Origin of the sequence: Xanthomonas sp. 3058, from assembly GCF_014199765.1 — a bacterium.
In the GTDB taxonomy this organism is placed as follows: Bacteria; Pseudomonadota; Gammaproteobacteria; order Xanthomonadales; family Xanthomonadaceae; genus Xanthomonas; species Xanthomonas campestris_B.
In genome coordinates this window covers 324,920-344,773 of the sequence record NZ_JACHOF010000003.1, presented here as the reverse complement: position 1 = coordinate 344,773, position 19,854 = coordinate 324,920, and the positions used below count along the sequence as shown (strand labels likewise).

Annotated in this window: 22 protein-coding genes and 1 pseudogene; 17 read left to right on the top strand and 6 right to left on the bottom strand. The window is 64.8% G+C overall.

All coding sequences use genetic code 11. The features are described 5' to 3' along the window. Positions 1 to 91: 91 nt before the first annotated feature. Positions 92 to 430, bottom strand: a complete 339-nt coding sequence (locus GGR61_RS07035; RefSeq protein WP_184406360.1) for a P-II family nitrogen regulator — start codon at positions 428 to 430, stop codon at positions 92 to 94. A 188-nt stretch (positions 431 to 618) separates the two neighbouring features. Here GGR61_RS07035 and GGR61_RS07030 point away from each other — a divergent pair, with 188 nt between their 5' ends. The 3 genes from GGR61_RS07030 to GGR61_RS07020 all read left to right on the top strand — a co-directional run bounded on the left by GGR61_RS07030 (position 619) and on the right by GGR61_RS07020 (position 3,101). Next, positions 619 to 897 (top strand): accessory factor UbiK family protein, encoded by a 279-nt coding sequence (locus GGR61_RS07030; protein WP_184406361.1) that lies wholly within the window; start codon positions 619 to 621, stop codon positions 895 to 897. Between the two features lie 16 nt (positions 898 to 913). Next, a complete protein-coding gene (locus tag GGR61_RS07025; RefSeq protein ID WP_184620919.1) occupies positions 914 to 2,434 on the top strand; it encodes a YifB family Mg chelatase-like AAA ATPase in 1,521 nt (506 codons plus the stop codon). 160 nt (positions 2,435 to 2,594) lie between these two features. Further along, on the top strand, positions 2,595 to 3,101 hold the full coding sequence (locus GGR61_RS07020) for a lipocalin family protein (RefSeq protein ID WP_221228997.1): 507 nt from the start codon (positions 2,595 to 2,597) through the stop codon (positions 3,099 to 3,101). 280 nt (positions 3,102 to 3,381) lie between these two features. On the opposite strand, the gene GGR61_RS07015 is transcribed toward GGR61_RS07020, so the two are convergent. Continuing rightward, positions 3,382 to 3,558, bottom strand: coding sequence for a hypothetical protein (locus GGR61_RS07015; protein WP_010374782.1), 177 nt, complete (start codon positions 3,556 to 3,558; stop codon positions 3,382 to 3,384). 342 nt (positions 3,559 to 3,900) lie between these two features. On the opposite strand from GGR61_RS07015, the pseudogene GGR61_RS07010 reads away from it, so the two are divergent. Then, positions 3,901 to 4,427 (top strand): annotated as a pseudogene (locus GGR61_RS07010) (CSS-motif domain-containing protein); the annotation flags it as partial. A 171-nt stretch (positions 4,428 to 4,598) separates the two neighbouring features. Here GGR61_RS07010 and GGR61_RS07005 read toward each other — a convergent pair. Further along, positions 4,599 to 5,720, bottom strand: coding sequence for an acyl-CoA desaturase (locus tag GGR61_RS07005; protein ID WP_184620917.1), 1,122 nt, complete (start codon positions 5,718 to 5,720; stop codon positions 4,599 to 4,601). A gap of 9 nt (positions 5,721 to 5,729) precedes the next feature. Next, on the bottom strand, positions 5,730 to 6,806 hold the full coding sequence (locus GGR61_RS07000) for a ferredoxin reductase (RefSeq protein WP_184620916.1): 1,077 nt from the start codon (positions 6,804 to 6,806) through the stop codon (positions 5,730 to 5,732). A gap of 93 nt (positions 6,807 to 6,899) precedes the next feature. Between GGR61_RS07000 and fabR the strand changes: the two genes are divergently transcribed. Further along, positions 6,900 to 7,547, top strand: a complete 648-nt coding sequence (gene fabR, locus GGR61_RS06995; RefSeq protein WP_184620915.1) for an HTH-type transcriptional repressor FabR — start codon at positions 6,900 to 6,902, stop codon at positions 7,545 to 7,547. A gap of 428 nt (positions 7,548 to 7,975) precedes the next feature. Next, entirely contained in the window at positions 7,976 to 8,788 is an 813-nt protein-coding gene (locus GGR61_RS06990; protein WP_184620914.1) for a hypothetical protein, read from the top strand. A 258-nt stretch (positions 8,789 to 9,046) separates the two neighbouring features. On the opposite strand, the gene GGR61_RS06985 is transcribed toward GGR61_RS06990, so the two are convergent. Next, positions 9,047 to 9,208 (bottom strand): hypothetical protein, encoded by a 162-nt coding sequence (locus GGR61_RS06985; RefSeq protein WP_184620913.1) that lies wholly within the window; start codon positions 9,206 to 9,208, stop codon positions 9,047 to 9,049. A gap of 401 nt (positions 9,209 to 9,609) precedes the next feature. On the opposite strand from GGR61_RS06985, the gene GGR61_RS06980 reads away from it, so the two are divergent. The 4 genes from GGR61_RS06980 to GGR61_RS06965 all read left to right on the top strand — a co-directional run bounded on the left by GGR61_RS06980 (position 9,610) and on the right by GGR61_RS06965 (position 11,985). Next, positions 9,610 to 9,891, top strand: a complete 282-nt coding sequence (locus tag GGR61_RS06980) for a hypothetical protein (RefSeq protein WP_016902660.1) — start codon at positions 9,610 to 9,612, stop codon at positions 9,889 to 9,891. 43 nt (positions 9,892 to 9,934) lie between these two features. Next, positions 9,935 to 10,201, top strand: a complete 267-nt coding sequence (locus GGR61_RS06975; protein ID WP_184406371.1) for a hypothetical protein — start codon at positions 9,935 to 9,937, stop codon at positions 10,199 to 10,201. A 96-nt stretch (positions 10,202 to 10,297) separates the two neighbouring features. Beyond that, on the top strand, positions 10,298 to 10,891 hold the full coding sequence (locus GGR61_RS06970; protein WP_184620912.1) for a DUF4142 domain-containing protein: 594 nt from the start codon (positions 10,298 to 10,300) through the stop codon (positions 10,889 to 10,891). A 206-nt stretch (positions 10,892 to 11,097) separates the two neighbouring features. Beyond that, positions 11,098 to 11,985: a TIGR01777 family oxidoreductase gene (locus GGR61_RS06965; protein WP_184620911.1), complete on the top strand. Its 888-nt coding sequence runs from the start codon at positions 11,098 to 11,100 to the stop codon at positions 11,983 to 11,985. A 285-nt stretch (positions 11,986 to 12,270) separates the two neighbouring features. Here GGR61_RS06965 and GGR61_RS06960 read toward each other — a convergent pair whose 3' ends face one another. Next, the gene (locus tag GGR61_RS06960) at positions 12,271 to 13,089 is read right to left on the bottom strand and encodes a histidine biosynthesis protein HisIE (RefSeq protein ID WP_184406374.1); all 819 of its coding nucleotides are present in this window, start codon (positions 13,087 to 13,089) and stop codon (positions 12,271 to 12,273) included. A gap of 241 nt (positions 13,090 to 13,330) precedes the next feature. Between GGR61_RS06960 and GGR61_RS06955 the strand changes: the two genes are divergently transcribed. From GGR61_RS06955 to GGR61_RS06925, 7 genes are all read left to right on the top strand, one after another. Then, complete coding sequence (locus GGR61_RS06955) at positions 13,331 to 14,767, top strand: Do family serine endopeptidase (protein WP_184406375.1); 1,437 nt, start codon at positions 13,331 to 13,333, stop codon at positions 14,765 to 14,767. A gap of 115 nt (positions 14,768 to 14,882) precedes the next feature. Further along, positions 14,883 to 15,245, top strand: coding sequence for a hypothetical protein (locus GGR61_RS06950; protein WP_184406376.1), 363 nt, complete (start codon positions 14,883 to 14,885; stop codon positions 15,243 to 15,245). 3 nt (positions 15,246 to 15,248) lie between these two features. Next, a complete protein-coding gene (locus tag GGR61_RS06945; RefSeq protein WP_184620910.1) occupies positions 15,249 to 15,734 on the top strand; it encodes a phage holin family protein in 486 nt (161 codons plus the stop codon). Then, positions 15,731 to 16,114 (top strand): hypothetical protein, encoded by a 384-nt coding sequence (locus GGR61_RS06940; protein ID WP_184620909.1) that lies wholly within the window; start codon positions 15,731 to 15,733, stop codon positions 16,112 to 16,114. The genes GGR61_RS06945 and GGR61_RS06940 overlap by 4 nt, the downstream gene beginning before the upstream one ends. A gap of 174 nt (positions 16,115 to 16,288) precedes the next feature. Further along, on the top strand, positions 16,289 to 17,395 hold the full coding sequence (locus tag GGR61_RS06935; protein WP_184620908.1) for an AI-2E family transporter: 1,107 nt from the start codon (positions 16,289 to 16,291) through the stop codon (positions 17,393 to 17,395). Positions 17,396 to 17,510: 115 nt separating this feature from the next. Next, the gene (locus GGR61_RS06930) at positions 17,511 to 18,248 is read left to right on the top strand and encodes an HAD family hydrolase (RefSeq protein WP_184620907.1); all 738 of its coding nucleotides are present in this window, start codon (positions 17,511 to 17,513) and stop codon (positions 18,246 to 18,248) included. A 43-nt stretch (positions 18,249 to 18,291) separates the two neighbouring features. Further along, positions 18,292 to 19,662, top strand: a complete 1,371-nt coding sequence (locus GGR61_RS06925; RefSeq protein WP_184620906.1) for a leucyl aminopeptidase family protein — start codon at positions 18,292 to 18,294, stop codon at positions 19,660 to 19,662. Positions 19,663 to 19,854: the final 192 nt, after the last annotated feature.

Genomic DNA, 19,854 nt, shown 5'->3' with positions numbered 1-19,854 from the left:
GGTTGAGAAGGCCTGATGCGCGCCGCACTGCCGTCAGCGTCTTTCAGCACGCAGCAGAGGCGCCGCCACAACGCAGCGCCACGCGACAGGGCTACAGCGCGTCGCTATCCAGCTCGCCGGTGCGGATGCGCACCACGCTCCCCAGATCGTAGACGAACACCTTGCCATCGCCGATCTTGCCGGTACCGGCTGCGGCGACGATCGCCTCGACCACGCGCTCGGTCTGGTCGTCGGTGACCGCCACTTCGATCTTCACCTTGGGCAGGAAATCGACCACGTATTCAGCGCCGCGATACAGCTCGGTGTGACCCTTCTGCCGCCCGAAGCCCTTGACCTCGGTCACCGTGATACCCGCCACTCCGCAGCCGGCGAGCGCTTCGCGCACATCGTCGAGCTTGAACGGCTTGACGATGGCCATGATCATTTTCATCGGTGCAGATCCAGGGCATGACAGGCGCGCAGCATACCGTGGACAGCGATAACACTCATCCCATCGCGCGCGCCCGTTACCGCGACCGACAGCCGAATGGGACTATCCTTACCGCCTGCCGACTGACTTGCCGATGTTCCGCGTGCCCCGGCCTGCACTAGGCTTCCTACGGACCTGCGGAGAACACCATGATCGATTTCAACCAGCTCGACGACCTCGCCCGCCGCCTCAGCGACCTGGTGCCGCCGGGCCTGCGCCAATCGCGCGAAGAGCTGCAGAGCACCTTCAAGGGTGCGCTGCAGGCCGGCCTGGGCAAGCTGGACCTAGTCACCCGCGAAGAGTTCGACGTGCAGCGCGCGGTACTGCTGCGCACGCGCGAAAAACTCGATGCGCTGGAACAGGCCGTCGCCGCCCTGGAAGCCCGCGCGCCCGGCACACCGCCTGCCGCGCCCCCCACCACTCCCTGAGTCAAGGCCGCCCACCATGAGTCTGGCGCTGGTACACAGCCGTGCCCGCGTAGGGGTGCGTGCGCCTGAAGTTCGGGTGGAAGTGCATCTCTCCGGCGGTCTTCCCTCCACCCAGATCGTGGGCCTGCCCGAGGCGGCGGTACGCGAATCGCGCGAACGCGTGCGTGCCGCACTGCTGTGCGCACAGTTCGAATTCCCCGCACGCCGCATCACCATCAATCTGGCGCCGGCCGATTTGCCGAAGGAAGGCGGCCGCTTCGACCTGCCGATCGCACTTGGCATCCTGGCCGCCAGCGGGCAGATCGACCGCCAGGCGTTGGCCGATTACGAATTTCTCGGCGAGCTCGCGCTGACCGGCGAGCTGCGCGGCGTCGATGGCGTGCTGCCGGCCGCCCTGGCGGCCGCGCAAGCCGGGCGGCGGCTGATCGTGCCGCTGGCCAATGGCGCCGAAGCGGCCATTGCCGGGCACGTGGAAGCCTTCACCGCGCGCACGCTGCTGGAAGTCTGCGCCGCGCTCAACGGCAGCCAGCAAGCGCCCGCAGCAGAAGTGGCGATCCCCGCACTTGGCGCGCGCGCCCTGCCCGATATGGCCGATGTCCGCGGCCAGCCGCACGCACGCCGCGCACTGGAGATCGCCGCCGCCGGAGGCCACCATCTGCTGCTGGTCGGCAGCCCCGGTTGCGGCAAGACCTTGCTCGCCTCACGCCTGCCCGGCCTGTTGCCGGAAGCCAGCGAGGCAGAAGCACTGGAAACGGCCGCGATCACCTCGATCAGCGGTCGCGGGCTGGATCTTGCCCGCTGGCGGCAACGCCCCTACCGCACTCCGCACCACACCGCCAGCGCGGTCGCGTTGGTCGGTGGTGGCACGCATCCGCGCCCGGGCGAGATTTCATTGGCGCACAACGGTGTGCTGTTTTTGGACGAATTGCCCGAGTGGCAACGGCAGACTTTGGAAGTGTTGCGCGAGCCCCTGGAATCGGGCCTGGTCACGATCTCGCGCGCAGCGCGCAGCGTGGATTTCCCCGCACGATTCCAATTGGTGGCCGCGATGAATCCATGCCCGTGCGGATGGGCCGGCGATGCCAGCGGACGTTGCCGTTGCAGCAGCGACAGCATCCGCCGCTATCGTAGCCGCATCTCCGGCCCGTTGCTGGACCGGATCGACCTGCATGTCGAAGTGCCGCGGTTGCCGCCGCAGGCACTGCGCAGCGGCAACCTCGGCGAAGCCAGCGCCAGTGTGCGAGAACGCGTGGTTACAGCACGCGAACGGCAACTGGCGCGCGCCGGCGCGCCCAACGCGCAACTGGACCAGGCGCAGACCGATCAGCACTGCCGCCTGCAGGACGACGACCAGGTGCTGCTGGAACGCGCGATCGAACACCTGCAGCTGTCCGCACGCTCGATGCATCGCATCCTGCGTGTGGCACGCACCATCGCCGATCTCGACGACAGCGCCATCATTGCCACGCGCCATCTCACCGAAGCGATCGGCTACCGCAAGCTGGATCGCGCGTTGAGTGCAGCAAGCGTGGCATAGCAGCGCTGATCCGCTGGCATGAGTCCCTTGATATTCCCGCAATGGCGCGGCGATTGAGGCCACTTTTTCAACACGCCAACACCCGCGCTCACCACCTCCCGACATCCATTTCATGGCGATGCACGTACAACATCGGTCTCTCCACTGCACCGAGACCGCCATGAGCCGAGCCGACCTCATCACCGTTCCATCGCTGGATTTGCAGCGCTATCTCGGCACCTGGTACGAGATCGCGCGGCTGCCGATCCGTTTCGAAGATGCGGATTGCACCGATGTATCGGCGCACTATTCGCTGCAGGACGACGGCACGGTCCGCGTGCAGAACCGCTGCCTGACTGCCGACGGCGCGTTGGAAGAAGCGGTTGGTGAGGCACGCGCCATCGACGACAGCAACGCGCGACTGGAGGTCACCTTCCTGCCCGAAGGTCTGCGCTGGATTCCCTTCACCAAGGGCGATTACTGGGTGATGCGCATCGATGCCGACTACACCGCTGCGCTGGTCGGCGGCCCGGACCGCAAGTATCTATGGCTGCTGGCGCGGCTCCCACACCTGGACGAAAACATCACGCAGGCGTATCTGGCGCATGCGCGCGAGCAGGGCTTCGATCTGGCTGCGCTGATCCACACGCCACACACCGGGCGACTGACCGAGCAGCCACTTCCCTGACTGCTGCGTAGCGCTGGCAGAGCGGCCAGCCACCTCCATGGCGTGAACCCGCACCCTCGAGCAGCGGCGGTGAGGGGACCGCTCACTCGACGGACTCAGCTTTTGACTGCGTACAACAACGCTCGAAGTCAACATCTCGGTGGTCCTGCGCCTCGAAATGATTGGCGTGTGCTGATGGATCAACTGCAGAGCGGATGATTAGCACCTCAGCTGCAAGGCCCCTGGCCTCCCACCCTCGCCTGTCTGATAGCCGACGACTGGCGACCGGCTTGCAGCCAGCTCAACCGTTGAGCGTGCCCAGATCCTTGGCCGCAGCCTGCGCACCTTCCAGGCTGTCGAAGGCCACACCGGTGTCGCCGACCACGTATTTGGTCAGTTCGCCATCGCGCGTGGTTTCCTGCATCTTGAAGATCGGCACGGCATCGGTGCCGCCGACGCGTTCTTTCTGCGTTGTCATGGGTGATTCCTCCAGTGAAAGCGCCATGCGTGGGACCGGATTGTCCCGTTACCCGCATGCGGAAGCGCCGACGTTTCGACCCTAGCGCGCGGTCGCGTGCAACCGCGTGAATCCACCGACACGTCGGACGCCCCGCAACGTGGATAATCCTCCTCCTCCACCACCGCCTGGCCGCCAGACGCAAGCAAGGCGTCCACGCGGCGTACATCCGCGACGTGCAGCCTGGGCAACCATGTCTCTGGTCTTTTTCCTGCCCGCGCAGCCTCGCCGTGCGGGCAACCCGGTGGCTGCGCGCCGCCTGCGCATGCTGCGCTCGCACCCGGCCAGCGCTCATTGCGCAGGATGCCTTGCGTGAACCGGCCTCCCGCAGATGCGGCGCTGACGTGCAGCGTCAACGCTGCCATCAGTGTGACCGTGCTGCTGGTGGTGGCATGCGCAACCCTGCCGATCTGCCTGCCCTACGACCTGGCCTGACGCTTGGCGCTGAACCGCGAACACAGCAAGCTCAGCCAATTGGCGCGCTGTCGCTGCGGCGCACCGAAACGGCCCTGGACGAAGCCCTTGGCGCGCTGCTCACCATGGCCACCCTGCAACTGCCGCCGTGCTCGACTGCGCACCTGGCGCAGATGCGCGCTGGTATTGACCAACCAGTCCATCGCGGAGCTGGGCGATTTCCAGCAGCACCGGCTGCTCTGCACGTCCTGGGGCAACTGCCCGAACGCATTCCGCAACGTGCGCCGGACTTCATGGTCAGACGCGGCATGGTGGTGACCACGCGACGACACCCGCGTGCCAACCCGCAACAACCGTTGATGACCTTGCAGCTGGGCAGTTACAACACAGTGATCAACCCGAACACACTGACCGACAGCAGGCCCAGCGGTGGCCGGTGCAAGCAAACGGCATGCGCGAATCGCCGCCGACGTGCTCGCCACTTCCGCAAGCACCGACGACACTCGCGTCCGTTCGTGCGCCACGTCGTGTTGCGACCTGATCGAACTGACACAACAAAAAAGGGCCGCCAACGGCGACCCTTTCAATCAGGCGCTTTGCAGCACGCCTTCGCGCTGGCGCACCGGCTTGGGCCGGCTCGGGAAGGCATGCCGCACGATCCGCCACATCACCTGGCCGAACTGACGCGGCAGCGAACCGGTGTTGTAGTGCTGACCGTAGCGCGCACAGACCTGCTTCACTTCCTCCGCAATCTGCGCGTAACGGTTGGCCGGCAGGTCCGGGTAGAAGTGATGCTCGATCTGGTGGCTCAGATTGCCCGACAGCACATTCATCAGCTTGCCGCCGGTCAGATTCGACGAGCCACGCAGCTGACGCAGGTACCAGTGACCACGCGATTCGTTGCGGATCGATTCCTTCGGGAAAACTTCGGCATCGGCGGTGAAGTGGCCGCAGAAGATGATCACGAAGGTCCAGATGCTGCGCAGCACGTTGGCGGTGAGATTGCCCAGCAGCACGGTCAGGAAGAACGGGCCGGCCAGCAACGGGAACACGATGTAGTCCTTGAGCATCTGGCGGCCCATCTTGCGGCCGACCGGCAGGAATGAGGCACGCAATTCGGCCGCCTTCATCTTGCCGGCGAACCAACGGCCCAGGCGCAGGTCCTGGATCGCCACGCCCCATTCGAACAGCAGCGCGAACACCACCGCGATGAACGGCTGCAGCAGGTAGAACGGGCGCCAGCGCTGCTCGGGGAAGATCCTCAGCAGGCCATAGCCGATGTCGTCGTCCATGCCGCGCACGTTGGTGTAGGTGTGATGCTTGAAGTTATGCGTCTTGCGCCAGTTGTCGCCGGTGGCGACGATGTCCCACTCGTAGGTGTTGCCGTTGAGCTGCGGGTCGCCCATCCAGTCGTACTGGCCGTGCATCACATTGTGGCCCAACTCCATGTTTTCCAGGATCTTGGACAGCGTCAGCAGCACCACGCCGGCGATCCACGCCGGAATCAGCACGCTGTGCACGAATGCGCCCAGGAACAGCAGCGCGCGGCCAGCCACGCCGGTCCAGCGCACGGCGGCCACGATGCGGCGGATGTAGCGCGCGTCGTCGGCGCCGACCTGGGTTTGCACGCGGGCGCGGATGGCATCGAGCTCGTCGCCGAAGGACTGCAGTTCGGCGGCGGACAGGGCACGGTTATGGACTCGGCTCATGGAGATTCCTTACAGATCCAGGATCAGGTCAGTGCTCGGGGCACTGATGCACAGGCGGACCTGTGCGGTGGGTTCGTTGCTGCGCTCACCGGTCAACAGGTGGCGCGTGGTGCCGGACTGGCGGGCGCAGGCGCAGCTGTTGCAGATGCCCATGCGGCAGCCGTGCTTCGGGCGCAGCCCTTGCGCTTCCAGCCCTTCCAACAGCGACTGGCCGCGCGGCAAGGTGAGCGTACGACCGCTACGTGACAACTGGACCTGGACGTCGCCGGCTTCGCCGTCGTCGAGCGTCGGCACGCTGAAGGCTTCGGCCTGGAATGCGGCCACGCGACCCTGCAGACGCTCGCGTGCGGCCTGCACAAAACCGCCCGGACCGCACGCCATCACCTGCCGGCGTTGAAGATCGGCGATGTGCTCCAGCGCATAGGTATCGATACGTGGGGCCGGGGTGTCGCCTTCGCGGGTGGTCAGCACACGTACGCGCAGGCGCGGATGTGCGGCAGCCATCGCCTCGAATTCGTCGACAAAACAGGCTTCGTCGCGCTGGCGCACCCAGTACAGCAGGTCCACGTCCATCGGCATGCCGGCTCGCGCGGCGGCCTGCAGCAGTGCCCGCATCGGGGTGATGCCCGAGCCGGCAGCCAGCAGCAACAGCGGGGTCGGGGTGGTCGGCAGCAGCATGTCGCCGAACGCCGGATCCAGCGACACCACCGTTCCAATGGCCGCGTCGCTTGCCAGATAGCGGCTGACCAGCCCGCCCTCGATCGCCTTGACGGTGATCGCCAGGCGACCATCGGCCAGCACGGTGGGGCTGTAGCTGCGCAACAGACGGCGGCCGTCGATCTCCACGCCCAGGCTCACGTGCTGGCCGGCCTGCAAGCCCTGCCAGTGCCCGTTGGGCTGCAACACCAGGGTCACCGCGTCGCGGCTGGCCGGCGTACGCGCGACCAGGCGGGCCATCGGCCGCTCCAGCGTCCACAACGGATTGATCCGGGTCGCCCAGAAATCGAACAACTGCGGCGACACCAGCCGGCGCGCCAGACGCGTCGGCAACGGGGACTTGGACTTGGGAGGAGATGCCAGCTTCATGGATTGCACTATACGCATGCATGCACAGCCGTGTATACAGTTGTATATCGACCAGAAGGGCTATGATTCAGGCCCACGCCCGGCGCTTGCCCCATGACATCCATCGCCCTGCCTTCCCACGACGCGCCGCCGTCACGCAAGCCGGCGATTTCACGCGAGGATCTGATTGCCGCGGCGCTGTCGTTGATCGGCCCGCACCGCAGCCTGTCCACACTCAGCCTGCGCGAAGTGGCACGCGAAGCCGGCATCGCGCCGAACAGCTTCTACCGCCAGTTCCGCGACATGGACGAGTTGGCGGTGGCCTTGATCGATCTGGCCGGACGCTCGTTGCGCACCATCATCGGCCAGGCCCGCCAGCGCGCCACCTCCACCGATCGCAGCGTCATTCGCGTATCGGTCGAAGCCTTCATGGAACAACTGCGCGCCGACGACAAGCTGCTGCACGTGTTGCTGCGCGAAGGTGCGGTGGGCTCGGATGCCTTCAAGCAAGCGGTGGAACGCGAGCTCAGCTATTTCGAAGACGAGCTGCGCGTGGACCTCATCCGCCTGGCGGCCGCCGACAACGCCAAGCTGCACGCACCGGCGCTGGTGTCCAAGGCGATCACCCGGCTGGTGTTTGCGATGGGCGCAGTGGCGATGGATTCGCCGCCGGAAAAGGACCCCGAACTGGTCGAGCAGATCTCGCAGATGCTGCGCATGATCCTGACCGGCGCGCGCACGTTGGGCACGCACGGCGATTGAGCTTGCCGGTGCATGACTGCGCCAGAGACCCACACCTCCGCGTGCCTTGTTCGACAGGTGGCCCGTGGTTCGACACGTGACTGATGTCACGCAGCGCGTGCATCGCGCCTCACTGCCGGCAATGCCATCCGCAATCCCGCCACTGCGCGTTCGCGCCGCGTTGCGCGTGGAGGCATCGCTGCGTACATCCTTAGGTCACGCAATGCTGCGTCGAGGATGTGCTTCAACGGCGAGATGACGTTCGTGCAATCGTGCTTGTATGCAGCGAGATACCGCTGACAGCCTCATCCGAGCTGCGAAATGCACAGTTCAGTCTTATCGCGATGACGCTCACATCCCAGCACACCCGTTTCACTCCTGCCTGCCCACTGTGGCCCCACGCTCGCGATCTGTCTCGACAGACGCACCTACAGGCACACGGAGACGACATGACCATTCACGACAGCAACCTCGACAAGCAAGAACGCAACGCCGAAGCAAAGGAGTTGAATCGTGATCCGATCACCGGCGCGCCCGGTTCGCATCCGGTCGGAGTCGGTGTCGGCGGCATCACCGGTGGCGCGGCAGCCGGCGCGATCGCCGGCACGGTGTTCGGTCCGCTTGGCACGTTGATCGGTGCAGCCGTTGGCGTGGTTGCCGGCGCGGCAGCGGGCAAAGGCGTCGCCGAGCGCCTGGACCCGACGGTGGAAACCGAATACTGGCGCCAGGAGCACCAGAACCGCCCGTACTACAGGGAAGGCACCGATTACGATCGCGATTACGCCACCGTCTACGGATTTGGCTTGCAGGCGCGCGAAACGCGCCCGACCAGCACCTGGGAAGAGACCGAAGCGACGTTGGCCGGCGAGTGGCCGCGCAACCGCGGTCAATCGCGCCTTGAATGGGAAGAAGCACGGTTGGCGGCCCGCGATGCCTGGGAACGCGCCGATCGCACGCACAGCGTCTATCGCGAGGGTGACACCCACTACGAAGGCCGTTTCGACAGCGCCAGTTATCGTGATGCCGAATATTCCTACGACGACTATCGCCCCGCTTATCGCTATGGCATGCAGGCGCGGCAACAACATGCCGGCCGCCAGTGGGACGACCATCTGGAACGCGACCTGGGCGATGGCTGGGACCGTTTCAAGTCCAACTCGCGTCTAAGCTGGGAGAAAGCCAAGCATGCGGTACGCGAGGCCTTCGATTCGGAGCGTCCCGATGCAGCCACACGTCGCAATCCCACCGATCCACGCGTGTAATCGCAGTCGCGTAGCACATGCCTGCGCGGTTGGCGGGTAGAAAAAAGAACGGGCCGCTGGGCCCGTTTTTTTTCGTTATTGCGTCTATCACTGCCCAGCGTTCAAATCAGAGCGGCAGCCGATCGAGGTGACATCCCAACGGCGATCGATGCGCTATCTGCATCTTGGCGAAGCCCGCATGTTTATTCATTCGATCGAAGCGCGAACCTGCGCATCGATGACGCTGCGCACGCAACCCCATCTCGTTTCAATGCCAGATTATTTCAAGACCAGATAGACCGCGAACACGATGACCAGCACGGCAATCAGACTGATTGCCACCCGTCCCCCACGCAGTTCTACCAAAGCATGCCACCACACACGCGCTTCGGGTGTTCCACTGGCGTGCTGCTGCTTACGACTGTCTTCGCTATCCCGCATCCTGAGTACTCTCTCCTTCACGTCATCACACAGCTTAAGGATCCGACGTTACACAAGTGTGGAGCGGTTCAGAATGTTATGTAAATTTCGCTAAAACACGCAGCTTTTTGTCTGTTGCATCACTGCATCTACGTCATTGCTTACCGCACCCACACAAGGCGTCCATGCCTGCACCGGCATCATGCCAACGCTGTTCGGGAAGATTGGTACGCGGCTGGATCTCTCACCTGCACGACCGCGATGGCAAGTGCATGCGTAGCGTGTAGAGGCGGAAAACAAATCTGACCAATTAAGCGTGCACGTCGGAAATCCGGCATCACGGTCGGGTTCGATGACCATGCGTTGACGGGTAGATGGTTACTCTAAACGTCAAGTTTGTTTAGCCCGGAACACCTCACGTCATGAGCAGAGATCCCTCCGTTATCGATGTACAAGCCGAAATCGCGCATTGGCAGGCGCGGCATGCCCAGGGAAATCTTGGCGCAGGCAAGTTCAGCGAATTGTCCCCGGTGGTGAAGATGGCCTGCGACATCTATCTGCAGGCACCGCGTTCGAGTGACCAAGAGCGTTTGCGCCTGTTCCGAGATCGTCTGGAGCATCACTTCATTTCATCCAGTACCCAGTCCAACTACGAACAGTTGGCAACCGATTGCTGGCAGCGCCTGGGTACGCGCAATAGTTGAGCACGCATCGTCGAGCAAGACCTGTCATTCATTGGAGAACGCCATGAAAACCCCGTATCAAGTGCAGCAGGAGCTGGAACGATTGGAGCGGCTGGTGCCGCACATCATCAGCGACCAGGGCGACCGTGCGGAGGACATCCTGGGCTTCCATGTGGCCAGTCTGCTCGGCAGCGCGCCGGCCAGCGAACATGCGGTGATTCGCGAACGCACTGCACGCATGGCGCGCGTATGCCGTACCGCGCAGGACAAACTCCGCACGCCGGCAAGTTTGCGCGGCGCCGGTCCGCTTTCCCAGGCACAGTTTGCTTGAGCTGTCGGTTTTGAATCGACGCACCACCGGAGCCGCATCGCGGCTCCTTTGCATTTCACCCTTGGCACTACCAGCCGAATTCTTTCCGGGACCTCCATGAAATCCTTTCTCGCTGCGACCTCGTTGTTGACCATGCTGACCCTCACCGCCTGCGATCGCCCCGGTGGCGATGCATCGCGCACCGCACCGTCCGTGTCGCCGGAGCCGACCGCCGCACCGGTCAGCGGCACCGGCGCAGCCGAGCTGGCAAAGGGCGACGGCGGCGCATTGGGCGTGCTGGCAGCAATCGACGAAAACGAGATTGCGCTGGCCAAGCAGGCCATTGAGCAGGATCTGGGCGGTGCCACGGCCGAATTCGCCCAGCAGATGCTGCACGACCACCAAGCCAACCTGGAAAAGACCAAGGCACTCGGTGCCAAGGACAGTTCGCGCGCCGATGCGATGCGCGCCAAGGGCAAGGCGGCGGTGGAGGCGTTGGCGAAGACGCTGACCCTGCCAGACGGCAAGGATGCATACCGCAATGGGCTTCTGAGCACGATGGTCAGCGACCATGGCGACACCCTCAAGATCATCGATTCCGAATTGCTGCCTGCGGCGGAAAGCGCACCGGTCAAGCAGCATCTGGAAGAGACCCGACGCGTGGTGTCGGCGCACTTCGAGCGTGCCCACGCGGTATCGTCGTCGCGCTAGGCGCCCCACCCGCTTCTGCAGTACGCAAACGCGCCGGTTCGTCCGGCGCGTTTGCGTTTGGGCGGGCGCTGGGCGAAGACGTCCGCACCACCCCTTCTTGTAGCGGCGTTCTTGTAGCGGCGTTGGCGGCACGCCGGAGCGGCTTCACTGTGGTTGGGTCGACACTGGCCTATGGTGCCGCATCGCGTCAGCCCAGGAGGTCTTCCATGCGTTTGCTCATCACCGGCGGCACCGGCTTCATCGGTCAGGCGTTGTGCCCGGCACTGCTGCATGCCGGCCATCACGTCACTGTACTGAGCCGCGACCCCCGTCGTGCCAGCCGCCGCCTGCCTGGCATCAGCGCGGTGGAGACACTGGATGGCGTGCAGGCTGATGCGGTCATCAACCTGGCCGGCGAGCCATTGGCTGCCGGCCGCTGGACCGACGCACGCAAGCAGCGCTTCCGCGCGTCGCGCCTGGGCATCACCGGGCAATTGCACGCCTGGATCGCACAGCAGCCGCCCGAGCAGCGCCCGTCGGTGCTGATCTCCGGTTCGGCGGTGGGCTATTACGGCGAACGCGGCGAAGCGCCGCTGACCGAAGCCGATGGCGCCGGCAACGATTTCTCCGCACTGCTCTGCCGCGACTGGGAAGCCGAGGCAGACACGATCGCCGCATTGGGCCTGCGCGTGAGCCGGGTTCGCACCGGCATCGTGCTGGACCGCGATGGCGGTGCGCTGGCACGCATGCTGCCCGCGTTCCGCTTCGGCGGTGGGGGGCCGTTCGGCGATGGCCGGCACTGGATGAGCTGGATTCACCGCGCCGACATGGTCGCGCTGTTGCTGTGGTTGCTGCAGCACGGCCAGGCCGGTGCCTACAACGCCACCGCACCGAACCCGGTCACCAACGCCGAGTTCGCGCGCACGCTGGCCAAGGTGTTGCATCGCCCGGCCCTGCTGCCGCTACCGGCCGGCGTGCTGCGGCTGGGCTTCGGCGAAATGGCCGATCTGTTGCTGATCAGTCAGCGCGTACTGCCGCAACGTGCGCTCGATGCCGGCTTCCGCTTCCAGTACGTGCAGTTGGAGGCCGCGCTGCGCGCAATCCTGCAGCGCTGAGCCAATCGGGCACGTTGTCCAAGTGCCTGGCCACGAACTGAAGAAGCACGAGACAGGCCTGTATGCACCTCGCCTTGCGGGCAAGGCACGGAGGCCGTCCAGCGATGGACCAGCGCAGCCTGCGACCGGGCAAGGCACGCAACGCTGACAGCACTTGAGACGAGATGTTGCGTGATGGATCGCAGGGTTAGCGATCGATCACGACAAGGGCCGATGCTGTTTGCACAGCATCGGCCCTGATTCACGTCATTGCGGTGTATCAGCTTCGCCGTGTGGCGTGCAGCATCAGCGGGTCACGCGCTTGGCAGCTTTCTTGCCCACTGCCTTACGTGCGGCGGTGGTCTTGGCCACTGCGCGGGTTGCCGGGGTCTTGGTGACCTTGGCGGCCTTCTTCAACGTGGTCTTGGTCACCGCCTTCTTGAGCGGAGCCTTCTTCACTGCGGCCTGCTTGGTTGCAGTCTGCTTGGCCACCGGCGCTTTCTTGGCTGCGGGCTTGGCCAACGTCTTAGCAGTCGACTTGCCGATTGCCGCCGACTTCCCTGCCGATTTCTTCGCTGCCGACCGCGCGCCGACCGCGGCCACCGCCGTCTTGCGCGCTGCGCTCTTGGCGGCCGTCTTGGCACTCAGCGCAGCGGCTTCGGCCTTGGCGTTGGCCTTGGCGGTTTCCAGCTTCTGCTTGGCATTGACCTTGGTGCTGGCCAACTTTTTCTTGGCCGCATCGGTGGTGCTGCTCAGTTTCTGCTTGGCCGCCTCCTTGGTCGTCGTCAGCTTCTGCTTGGCGGCCTCCTTGGTGGCGATCAGCTTGTCCTTGGCGGCCTCTTTGCTCGACACCAACGAGCGCTTGGTCCTGGCCACAGTGCCTTTCACCGCCGTGGCGGCTTCGCCGGCCTTCTTGACGACACGCTTTTCAACCTTCACCACTGCCTTGCGGGCCGTTGCCACACGGGTCTTGACCTCGCCCGCCGCCGCGTCCGCTGCCTCCTTGACGCTGGCAACCGCGTCGCTGGCGGTGCTGGCAATGTTTTCGCCCAACTCGGTGGCCGTGCTCTTGACGCTATCGACGGCGTCGGACAGGGTTGCCGTCACACCATTGCCGTTGCTCATAGACCCTCCTTAAGGGCATCAATCTGGAAAGCGGGCGATGCACGACGGCATTCGGAATGCTGAACAGGCATCGGATCAAGCGGACGCTACGCCGGGCCCAAGCAGCTGTCAACGCAACACCGGCAAGGCATGCGCAGCGCTTTCACCAGCAGTTAAATTGTACGCAGGCACTCTCGTTCAGCTTGATTTACGCAGTCAGACGCCCTATCCCTTTTCCACCGCGTAACCCGGACTCCGTTGCATGCGACCGCTCCCCACCTTGCTGACACTTTCACTGGCCGCCGCCTTCGGCGGATTTGCCGCCACCGGCATCAACGCCTGGCTGGACAACCGTGCCGAGGCCACCCCCACCAGCACGGCGGCGTCCAGTTTGCCCGCTGCGGCGGCATTGCCGGCCGCGGTCGGCGGCCAGCCGGTGCCGTCATTGGCGCCGATGCTGCAACAAGCAATGCCTGCGGTGGTGAGTGTCAACACCAAACAGGTGGTGCGTGTGCGCAACCCGTTCTTCAACGACCCGATTTTGCGCCGGCTGTTTCCGCAGGTGCCGCAAGACCGCATCAACGAATCGTTGGGCTCGGGCGTGATCATCGATGCGCAAAAAGGCTACGTGCTGACCAACCACCACGTCATCGAAAATGCCGACGATGTGCAGGTGACGCTCGGCGACGGGCGCACGGTGAAGGCAGAGTTCATCGGCTCCGATGCCGATACCGATATCGCCCTGATCCGCATCAAGGCCGACAAGCTCACCGATATCAAACTGGCCGACAGCAATGCGCTGCGGGTAGGCGATTTTGTAGTGGCCATCGGCAACCCGTTCGGCTTCACCCAGACGGTCACTTCCGGCATCGTCTCTGCGGTGGGCCGCAGCGGTATTCGCGGCTTGGGCTACCAGAACTTCATCCAGACCGATGCCTCGATCAACCCGGGCAACTCCGGCGGCGCGCTGGTCAATCTGCAGGGCCAGTTGGTGGGCATCAATACCGCCAGCTTCAACCCGCAGGGCAGCATGGCCGGCAATATCGGGTTGGGCCTGGCGATTCCGTCCAACCTGGCGCGCAACGTGGTCGAGCAGTTGGTGACCAAGGGCGTGGTGGTGCGCGGCACGCTTGGCCTGGAAGCGCAGAATCTCACGCAGCAGATGCTGCAGGGCCTGGGCGTGGATTCGTTGCGCGGGGCGTTGGTAACGCGCGTGCTACCAGGTTCCGCTGCGGCCGCGGCCGGAGTGCAGCCCGGCGATGTGGTGGTGGCGGCCAACGATCAACGCGTGGACAGTGCCGAAGCGCTACACAACTACGAAGGCCTGCAGGCGGTCGGCAGCGCAGTGACGCTGGATATCCGTCGCGACGGCAAACCGCTCAAGCTCAAGGCAACCTTGAAAGAACAGGATCGCGCCGTCACCGGCGACATGCTGGACCCGCGCCTGGGTGGCGCCACCTTCGTCGATCTGCCCGAATCGCTGCGCCAGTCCGGCATCACCGGGGTGATGGTCAGCGAGGTCAAACGTGGTGGTCGCGCCGCCGCCAATGGGCTGGTGTCCGGCGATGTGATCGTGGCCAGCAGCGTCGGCGACTTTGCGGATCTGGCCAGCTGGCGCGCCAACTTCCAACGCAAGCCGCAGCAATTGGTGGTGCGCATCCTGCGTGGCAACGCGCAGTACGACGCGTTGATGCGTTGATCTGAGGTACACCCGGACACTCCAGCCCTAACACCCCCTACACCCTGCCGATGCTATTGCTACTACACGACCGCACGCTGTGGCGGCTGCCCTCAACGACCGTAGGAGATATCGCATGAGCCCCACCAATACCGAACAGCTGAAAGACAACCTGAGCGAAGCCGGCACCCATCTGAAGTCGGCTGCCAGTGCTGCAGGCGAGGCCGTCAAGGGTGCCACCAGCGCGGCAGGCGATGAACTCAAACTCGGTCGCGCAAACGTCAAGGCCGAATTGTCCGATACCGCGCTTGCCGGCATGGCCGCAGCCGAGTTCGGCGGCGCTGCTGCCAAGGAGCAGATGGACGTGCTGGTCAGCAAGGGCAACGACCTGCTGGAAAGCGCGACCGACCTGATCCGCGAGCGTCCGCTCGCTGCATTCGGCGCAGCATTTGCCGCCGGCTGGATCATTGCCAAGCTGGCACGCAGCAACGACCACTAAGTCGTGAGCGATCAGGCCTCTACAACTGCTGATTCCGGCGCGCCTGATGCGCGTCCGGAAGCGCCAGGACTGGAAGAAAGCGTGCGTGCGGTCGGTGCAGCCGGCAGCGCGACGCTGAGTTCGGCCAAGGACACCAGCCGCGCATTGCGTCGGCTGGTGTCTGCCGATCTGCAGTTGGCACGCAGCGCCTTCGGACGCGGCCTGGCATGGGCATGCGTGGCCGTCGTGTTCGGTGCATCAACATGGTTATTGTTGGCCGGCGCAATCATCGCATTGCTGCAGCGTGCCGGCCTGTCGTGGTTCCAGGCGTTGTTTTTTACTGCCGTGGCCAGTCTGCTGGTCACAGGGATCGCTGCGTGGCGGGTGTTCTTTTACTTCGATCACACCGCTTTCAACGCTACCCGTCGTCAACTGGTCAAACTGGGCCTCTTTGACGATGGCAGCGACGACGATGCGGCTGCCTCGTCAGCCAGTGGAGCACGCCCATGAAGTTCGGCACCTTGCGTCAACGCGTCGAACGCGCCGAATTGCTGGTGGAAGGACGCGCCCAGGACACGCGCCTGCATTGGAATGACCTGCGCCAGACCTGGCGCGCAGGATGGTCGCCGGTGCGGATCGTGATGGTTGGCTTCGGTCTGGGTTTCGTCACCGGCCGCAACGAACCGCAGGCGGCACTCGGCAGCATCGCCGGCAAGTTGGGCGGTATTCCGAAAATTCTGCAGATGGTCAGCACGATCTCTGCGCTCTTCACGGCGCACCGTGCGCAGGAAGCCTCCGAGCAGGCCGAACGTGCTGCCGACAATGCCGAAGAGGTGGCCGCCGATCCTCCGGTGACGGTCGTCCAGGTGCCCACCGATCGCGCGGCGTGATTCGCAGCGCCCCCCGGTGTTCTGATTATCGCCAGGCTGGCCGGCATGCAGTCGCGTCCGTTACCTGGTCTCATTGGTACTGACATGACGCGCACAGTCTTTGTGCGCGCTGTTGACGCATTGCGCCGATAATGGCGTACCGCTGGCAGCACGCCAGCCGCATCCTGGCCACGCATGTCTCTTCCCGTCGATTCACTGGATGCTGCCGTTGCGGCAGATTCGCTTCCGCCGCCCCCCGCTCCACGTCCACGCGCACCGGTGTCGATGGTCGTGCTGGCTACGCTCGCGGTCGGCTATACCTTGTGGGCGGCGCAGACGATCATCTTGCCGATCATGCTGGCGGCATTCTTCGCGCTGATCGGCAATCCGATCCTGCGTGGCCTGCGCAAGCTGTATATCCCCCGCTTCCTGGGCGCATTGCTGGTGCTGTGCCTGGGGCTCTTCGGCACCGTGACGCTCGCCACGCAGCTGGCCGGGCCGGCGGCGGAGTGGGTGCAACAGGCGCCACAGCAGATGCGGTTGATTGCGCGTGACGTGCGTAATTTCACCAAGCCGATGATGCAGGCCAATCAGGCTGCGGAAAATTTCGCACGAGCGGCAGGTGGCGAAGGCCAACGCAGCGTGCAGGTCGTGCGTACGCAGATGGACGATCCCTATAGGGCGTTGGTGCGCACGCCCAAGCTCGCCGCATCGGTGCTGGCGGTGGTGCTGTTGACGTTCTTCTTCATGGTCTACGGCGAAAGCCTGCAACGGCATGCGATTGCGTTGCTACCCAATCGACAACAGCAGCGCTTTACCACCGAAATCATGTTGGATATCGAGCGCGAGGTGTCGCGTTACGTGCTGACCATCAGCGTCATCAACACGCTGGTCGGGCTGGTGTTCGCAGGCATCTTGTATGCACTGCGCATTCCGCTACCCGAAGCGTTGTTGTGGGGCACGGTGGTGGCATTGCTCAACTTCGCACCGTATGTGGGCCCGTTGATCGGCGTGATGTTGATGTTGCTGATGGGCTTTGTGGAATTCCGCACCACCTTGTCGTCGATGCTGCCGGCGATCCTGTATCTGGCGTTGCATACGATCGAAGGTCAGGTGGTGACGCCGATCGTGCTGGGCCGACGCATGGCGATCTCGCCGTTGATGTTGATCCTGGCGCTGATGCTGTTCGGCTGGCTGTGGGGCATGGTCGGCCTGCTGCTGGCAGTGCCGCTGCTGGTCTGCATCAAGATGGTGCTGAGCCGGGTGGAGGGGATGCAGCGCTGGGCGCGGTTGCTTGAGTAACCGGGAATCGGGAGTTGGGAATCGGGAATCGCAAGCGCGGTGACGCAGCCCGCAGCGGCGCGGCGCTGCACATTCTCCATTCCCGAGTTCGCATTCCCGGCATTACACTCTCGCCATGAGTTTTCTAATCCGCGCCATCACCCTCGACCTCGACGATACGTTGTGGCCCTTTGCGCCGATCGGCGCACGGATCGATCAGGTGCTATACGACTGGATGCGCGAGCACAGTCCGGTCACCGCCGAGCGGTTCCCGGTGGAGGCGATGCGCGAACTGCGCGAGCGCAGCTTTGCCGACAACCCCCACCTGCATCACGACCTGAGCGCACTGCGCCGATTGACGCTGGAAATGGCGCTGCGCGAAAGCGGGGGCGATCTGGCCTTGCTGGAGCCTGCGTATGAAGTCTTCTACGCCGCGCGCAACCAGGTGGAGTGCTATCCGGATGCGCTCGACGCGCTGGCACGCATCGCCGCGCATGTGCCGGTGGCGGCGCTCAGCAACGGCAATGCGGATCTGCACCGCATCGGGTTGATGCATCATTTTGCGTTTCAGCTGGGCTCGCGCGAACACGGCAGCGCCAAGCCGGATGCGAGCATCTTCCTGGCCGCATGCGCGCGCCTGCAGGTGCCGCCGGCGCAGGTGCTGCATGTGGGCGACCACGTGCGCATGGACGTGCTTGGCGCGCTGGATGCCGGCCTGCGTGCGTGCTGGATCAATCGTGAAGGCGCGCAGTGGTCGCATCCGACCCAGCAACCGGATCTGGAATTCGACTCCATGACCGGGCTGGCCGATTGGCTGGACGCCCAGCAGCCGCACCCGGACGCCGCACACGCTGGCATCCGCCTTCCGGCCTGAGCCACTTTTTGCTCGGCGCATGGCGCCGCCTCCGAGGATTTCCATGTCGCAGCTCACCGGTTTCATCGATCCCCACGCCGCAGCCCTGCCGCTGCATGTGCTCGACCGCGAAGGCTTTGCACATTGGTGCGCCGAGCAGCCCACCCGCGTGCTGTCGTGGGCACAGGCGCAACGTTTCGATGCCGCGCCGGGCAGCGTGCTGTTGCTGCCGGGCGAACACGGGCTGGCCGGCGCGGTGCTTGGCATCGGCGACCGCGCCGATGCCTATGCCTACGCACACGCGCCGATGGCGCTGCCACCGGCCAGCCGCTGGACGCTGGCCAGTGCGCTGAGCGAGACCGAACAGGCGCTGCTCCACCTGGGCTGGGGCCTGGGCGCCTACCGCTTCTCGCGCTACCGCAAGGTGCCGCGCGCACCGGCCGAACTGGCGGCCACACCGACGCCGCACACACGCGCCTTGATCGAGGCCTGCATCCGCGTGCGCGACTGGGTCAATACGCCAACCGAAGACATGGGCCCGCAGCAGCTGGAAGACGCCACGCGTGCACTGGCGCAACCGCATGGCGCGCAGGTGGACGCCATCGTCGGCGAGGAACTGCTGGCGCAGAATTTCCCCACCATCCACGCGGTGGGGCGTGCCTCGCATCGCGCCCCGCGCCTGATCGCGCTGCGCTGGGGCGCGGCCGAGCATCCGCATCTGGTGCTGGTCGGCAAGGGCGTGTGCTTCGACACCGGTGGGCTGGATCTGAAACCGGCCGACGGCATGCGCAACATGAAAAAGGACATGGGCGGCGCGGCACATGCATTGGCACTGGCCGGCCTGGTGATGACGCAACAGTTGCCGGTGCGGCTGACCTTGCTGATTCCTGCAGTCGAAAACGCGGTCGGTCCGGACGCATTCCGCCCCGGCGAAGTGATCACCACCCGCGCCGGTGTGAGCGTGGAAGTGGACAACACCGATGCCGAAGGCCGGCTGGTGCTGTGCGATGCGCTGAGTTACGCCACCGAACAGCGTCCCGATCTGATCCTGGATTTCGCCACACTCACCGGCGCTGCGCGCATTGCGTTGGGCCCGGACCTGCCGGCGCTGTTCGCCAATGACGATGCCCTGGCCGAGGCCTGGCTCAACGCCGGTGAGCAGACCCGCGACCCGGTCTGGCGCATGCCGCTATGGCGCCCTTACTTGCGCTATCTCAACAGCCATGTGGCCGACATGGCCAACGCCGGCTCGCGCATGGCCGGTGCAGTGACCGCCGCGCTGTATCTGGAGCGCTTTGTCGCACCGGGCCAGCTGTGGGCGCATCTGGACGTGTACGCCTGGAACGACAGCGACCGTCCCGGCCGCCCGGCCGGCGGCGAAGCACTGGCGCTGCGCTCGGCCTTTGTGATGCTGCAGCAGCGCTACGGCAACTGAGCTCCGCTCCCGACGTGGTGCGCCCGCCTGCAACTGCGCTTGATGGTGGACGTATGCGCGTTCCAGCAAGGCCCGCACCAGATCGTCAGCGCGTGTGGGTTCACCGCTGAGCACGCGAAGCGGCGCAGCGCCGGCACGGCATGCTGCGCAACCGCTCGCCGCCCAGCGCATCCATCGGCAGGTTTTGGTGAT

Bases quoted from the DNA above. Each gene is read 5' to 3' on its own strand.
- GGR61_RS06970 (WP_184620912.1), top strand. From the start codon at position 10,298: ATGAAATCCTTTCTCGCTGCGACCTCGTTGTTGACCATGCTGACCCTC.
- GGR61_RS07000 (WP_184620916.1), bottom strand. From the start codon at position 6,806: ATGAAGCTGGCATCTCCTCCCAAGTCCAAGTCCCCGTTGCCGACGCGT.
- GGR61_RS06925 (WP_184620906.1), top strand. From the start codon at position 18,292: ATGTCGCAGCTCACCGGTTTCATCGATCCCCACGCCGCAGCCCTGCCG.
- GGR61_RS06980 (WP_016902660.1), top strand. From the start codon at position 9,610: ATGAGCAGAGATCCCTCCGTTATCGATGTACAAGCCGAAATCGCGCAT.
- GGR61_RS07035 (WP_184406360.1), bottom strand. From the start codon at position 430: ATGAAAATGATCATGGCCATCGTCAAGCCGTTCAAGCTCGACGATGTG.
- GGR61_RS06930 (WP_184620907.1), top strand. From the start codon at position 17,511: ATGAGTTTTCTAATCCGCGCCATCACCCTCGACCTCGACGATACGTTG.
- GGR61_RS06990 (WP_184620914.1), top strand. From the start codon at position 7,976: ATGACCATTCACGACAGCAACCTCGACAAGCAAGAACGCAACGCCGAA.
- GGR61_RS07030 (WP_184406361.1), top strand. From the start codon at position 619: ATGATCGATTTCAACCAGCTCGACGACCTCGCCCGCCGCCTCAGCGAC.
- GGR61_RS07020 (WP_221228997.1), top strand. From the start codon at position 2,595: ATGAGCCGAGCCGACCTCATCACCGTTCCATCGCTGGATTTGCAGCGC.
- GGR61_RS06940 (WP_184620909.1), top strand. From the start codon at position 15,731: ATGAAGTTCGGCACCTTGCGTCAACGCGTCGAACGCGCCGAATTGCTG.
- GGR61_RS07005 (WP_184620917.1), bottom strand. From the start codon at position 5,720: ATGAGCCGAGTCCATAACCGTGCCCTGTCCGCCGCCGAACTGCAGTCC.
- GGR61_RS07015 (WP_010374782.1), bottom strand. From the start codon at position 3,558: ATGACAACGCAGAAAGAACGCGTCGGCGGCACCGATGCCGTGCCGATC.
- GGR61_RS06985 (WP_184620913.1), bottom strand. From the start codon at position 9,208: ATGCGGGATAGCGAAGACAGTCGTAAGCAGCAGCACGCCAGTGGAACA.
- GGR61_RS07025 (WP_184620919.1), top strand. From the start codon at position 914: ATGAGTCTGGCGCTGGTACACAGCCGTGCCCGCGTAGGGGTGCGTGCG.
- GGR61_RS06950 (WP_184406376.1), top strand. From the start codon at position 14,883: ATGAGCCCCACCAATACCGAACAGCTGAAAGACAACCTGAGCGAAGCC.
- GGR61_RS06975 (WP_184406371.1), top strand. From the start codon at position 9,935: ATGAAAACCCCGTATCAAGTGCAGCAGGAGCTGGAACGATTGGAGCGG.
- GGR61_RS06965 (WP_184620911.1), top strand. From the start codon at position 11,098: ATGCGTTTGCTCATCACCGGCGGCACCGGCTTCATCGGTCAGGCGTTG.
- GGR61_RS06935 (WP_184620908.1), top strand. From the start codon at position 16,289: ATGTCTCTTCCCGTCGATTCACTGGATGCTGCCGTTGCGGCAGATTCG.
- fabR (WP_184620915.1), top strand. From the start codon at position 6,900: ATGACATCCATCGCCCTGCCTTCCCACGACGCGCCGCCGTCACGCAAG.
- GGR61_RS06955 (WP_184406375.1), top strand. From the start codon at position 13,331: ATGCGACCGCTCCCCACCTTGCTGACACTTTCACTGGCCGCCGCCTTC.
- GGR61_RS06960 (WP_184406374.1), bottom strand. From the start codon at position 13,089: ATGAGCAACGGCAATGGTGTGACGGCAACCCTGTCCGACGCCGTCGAT.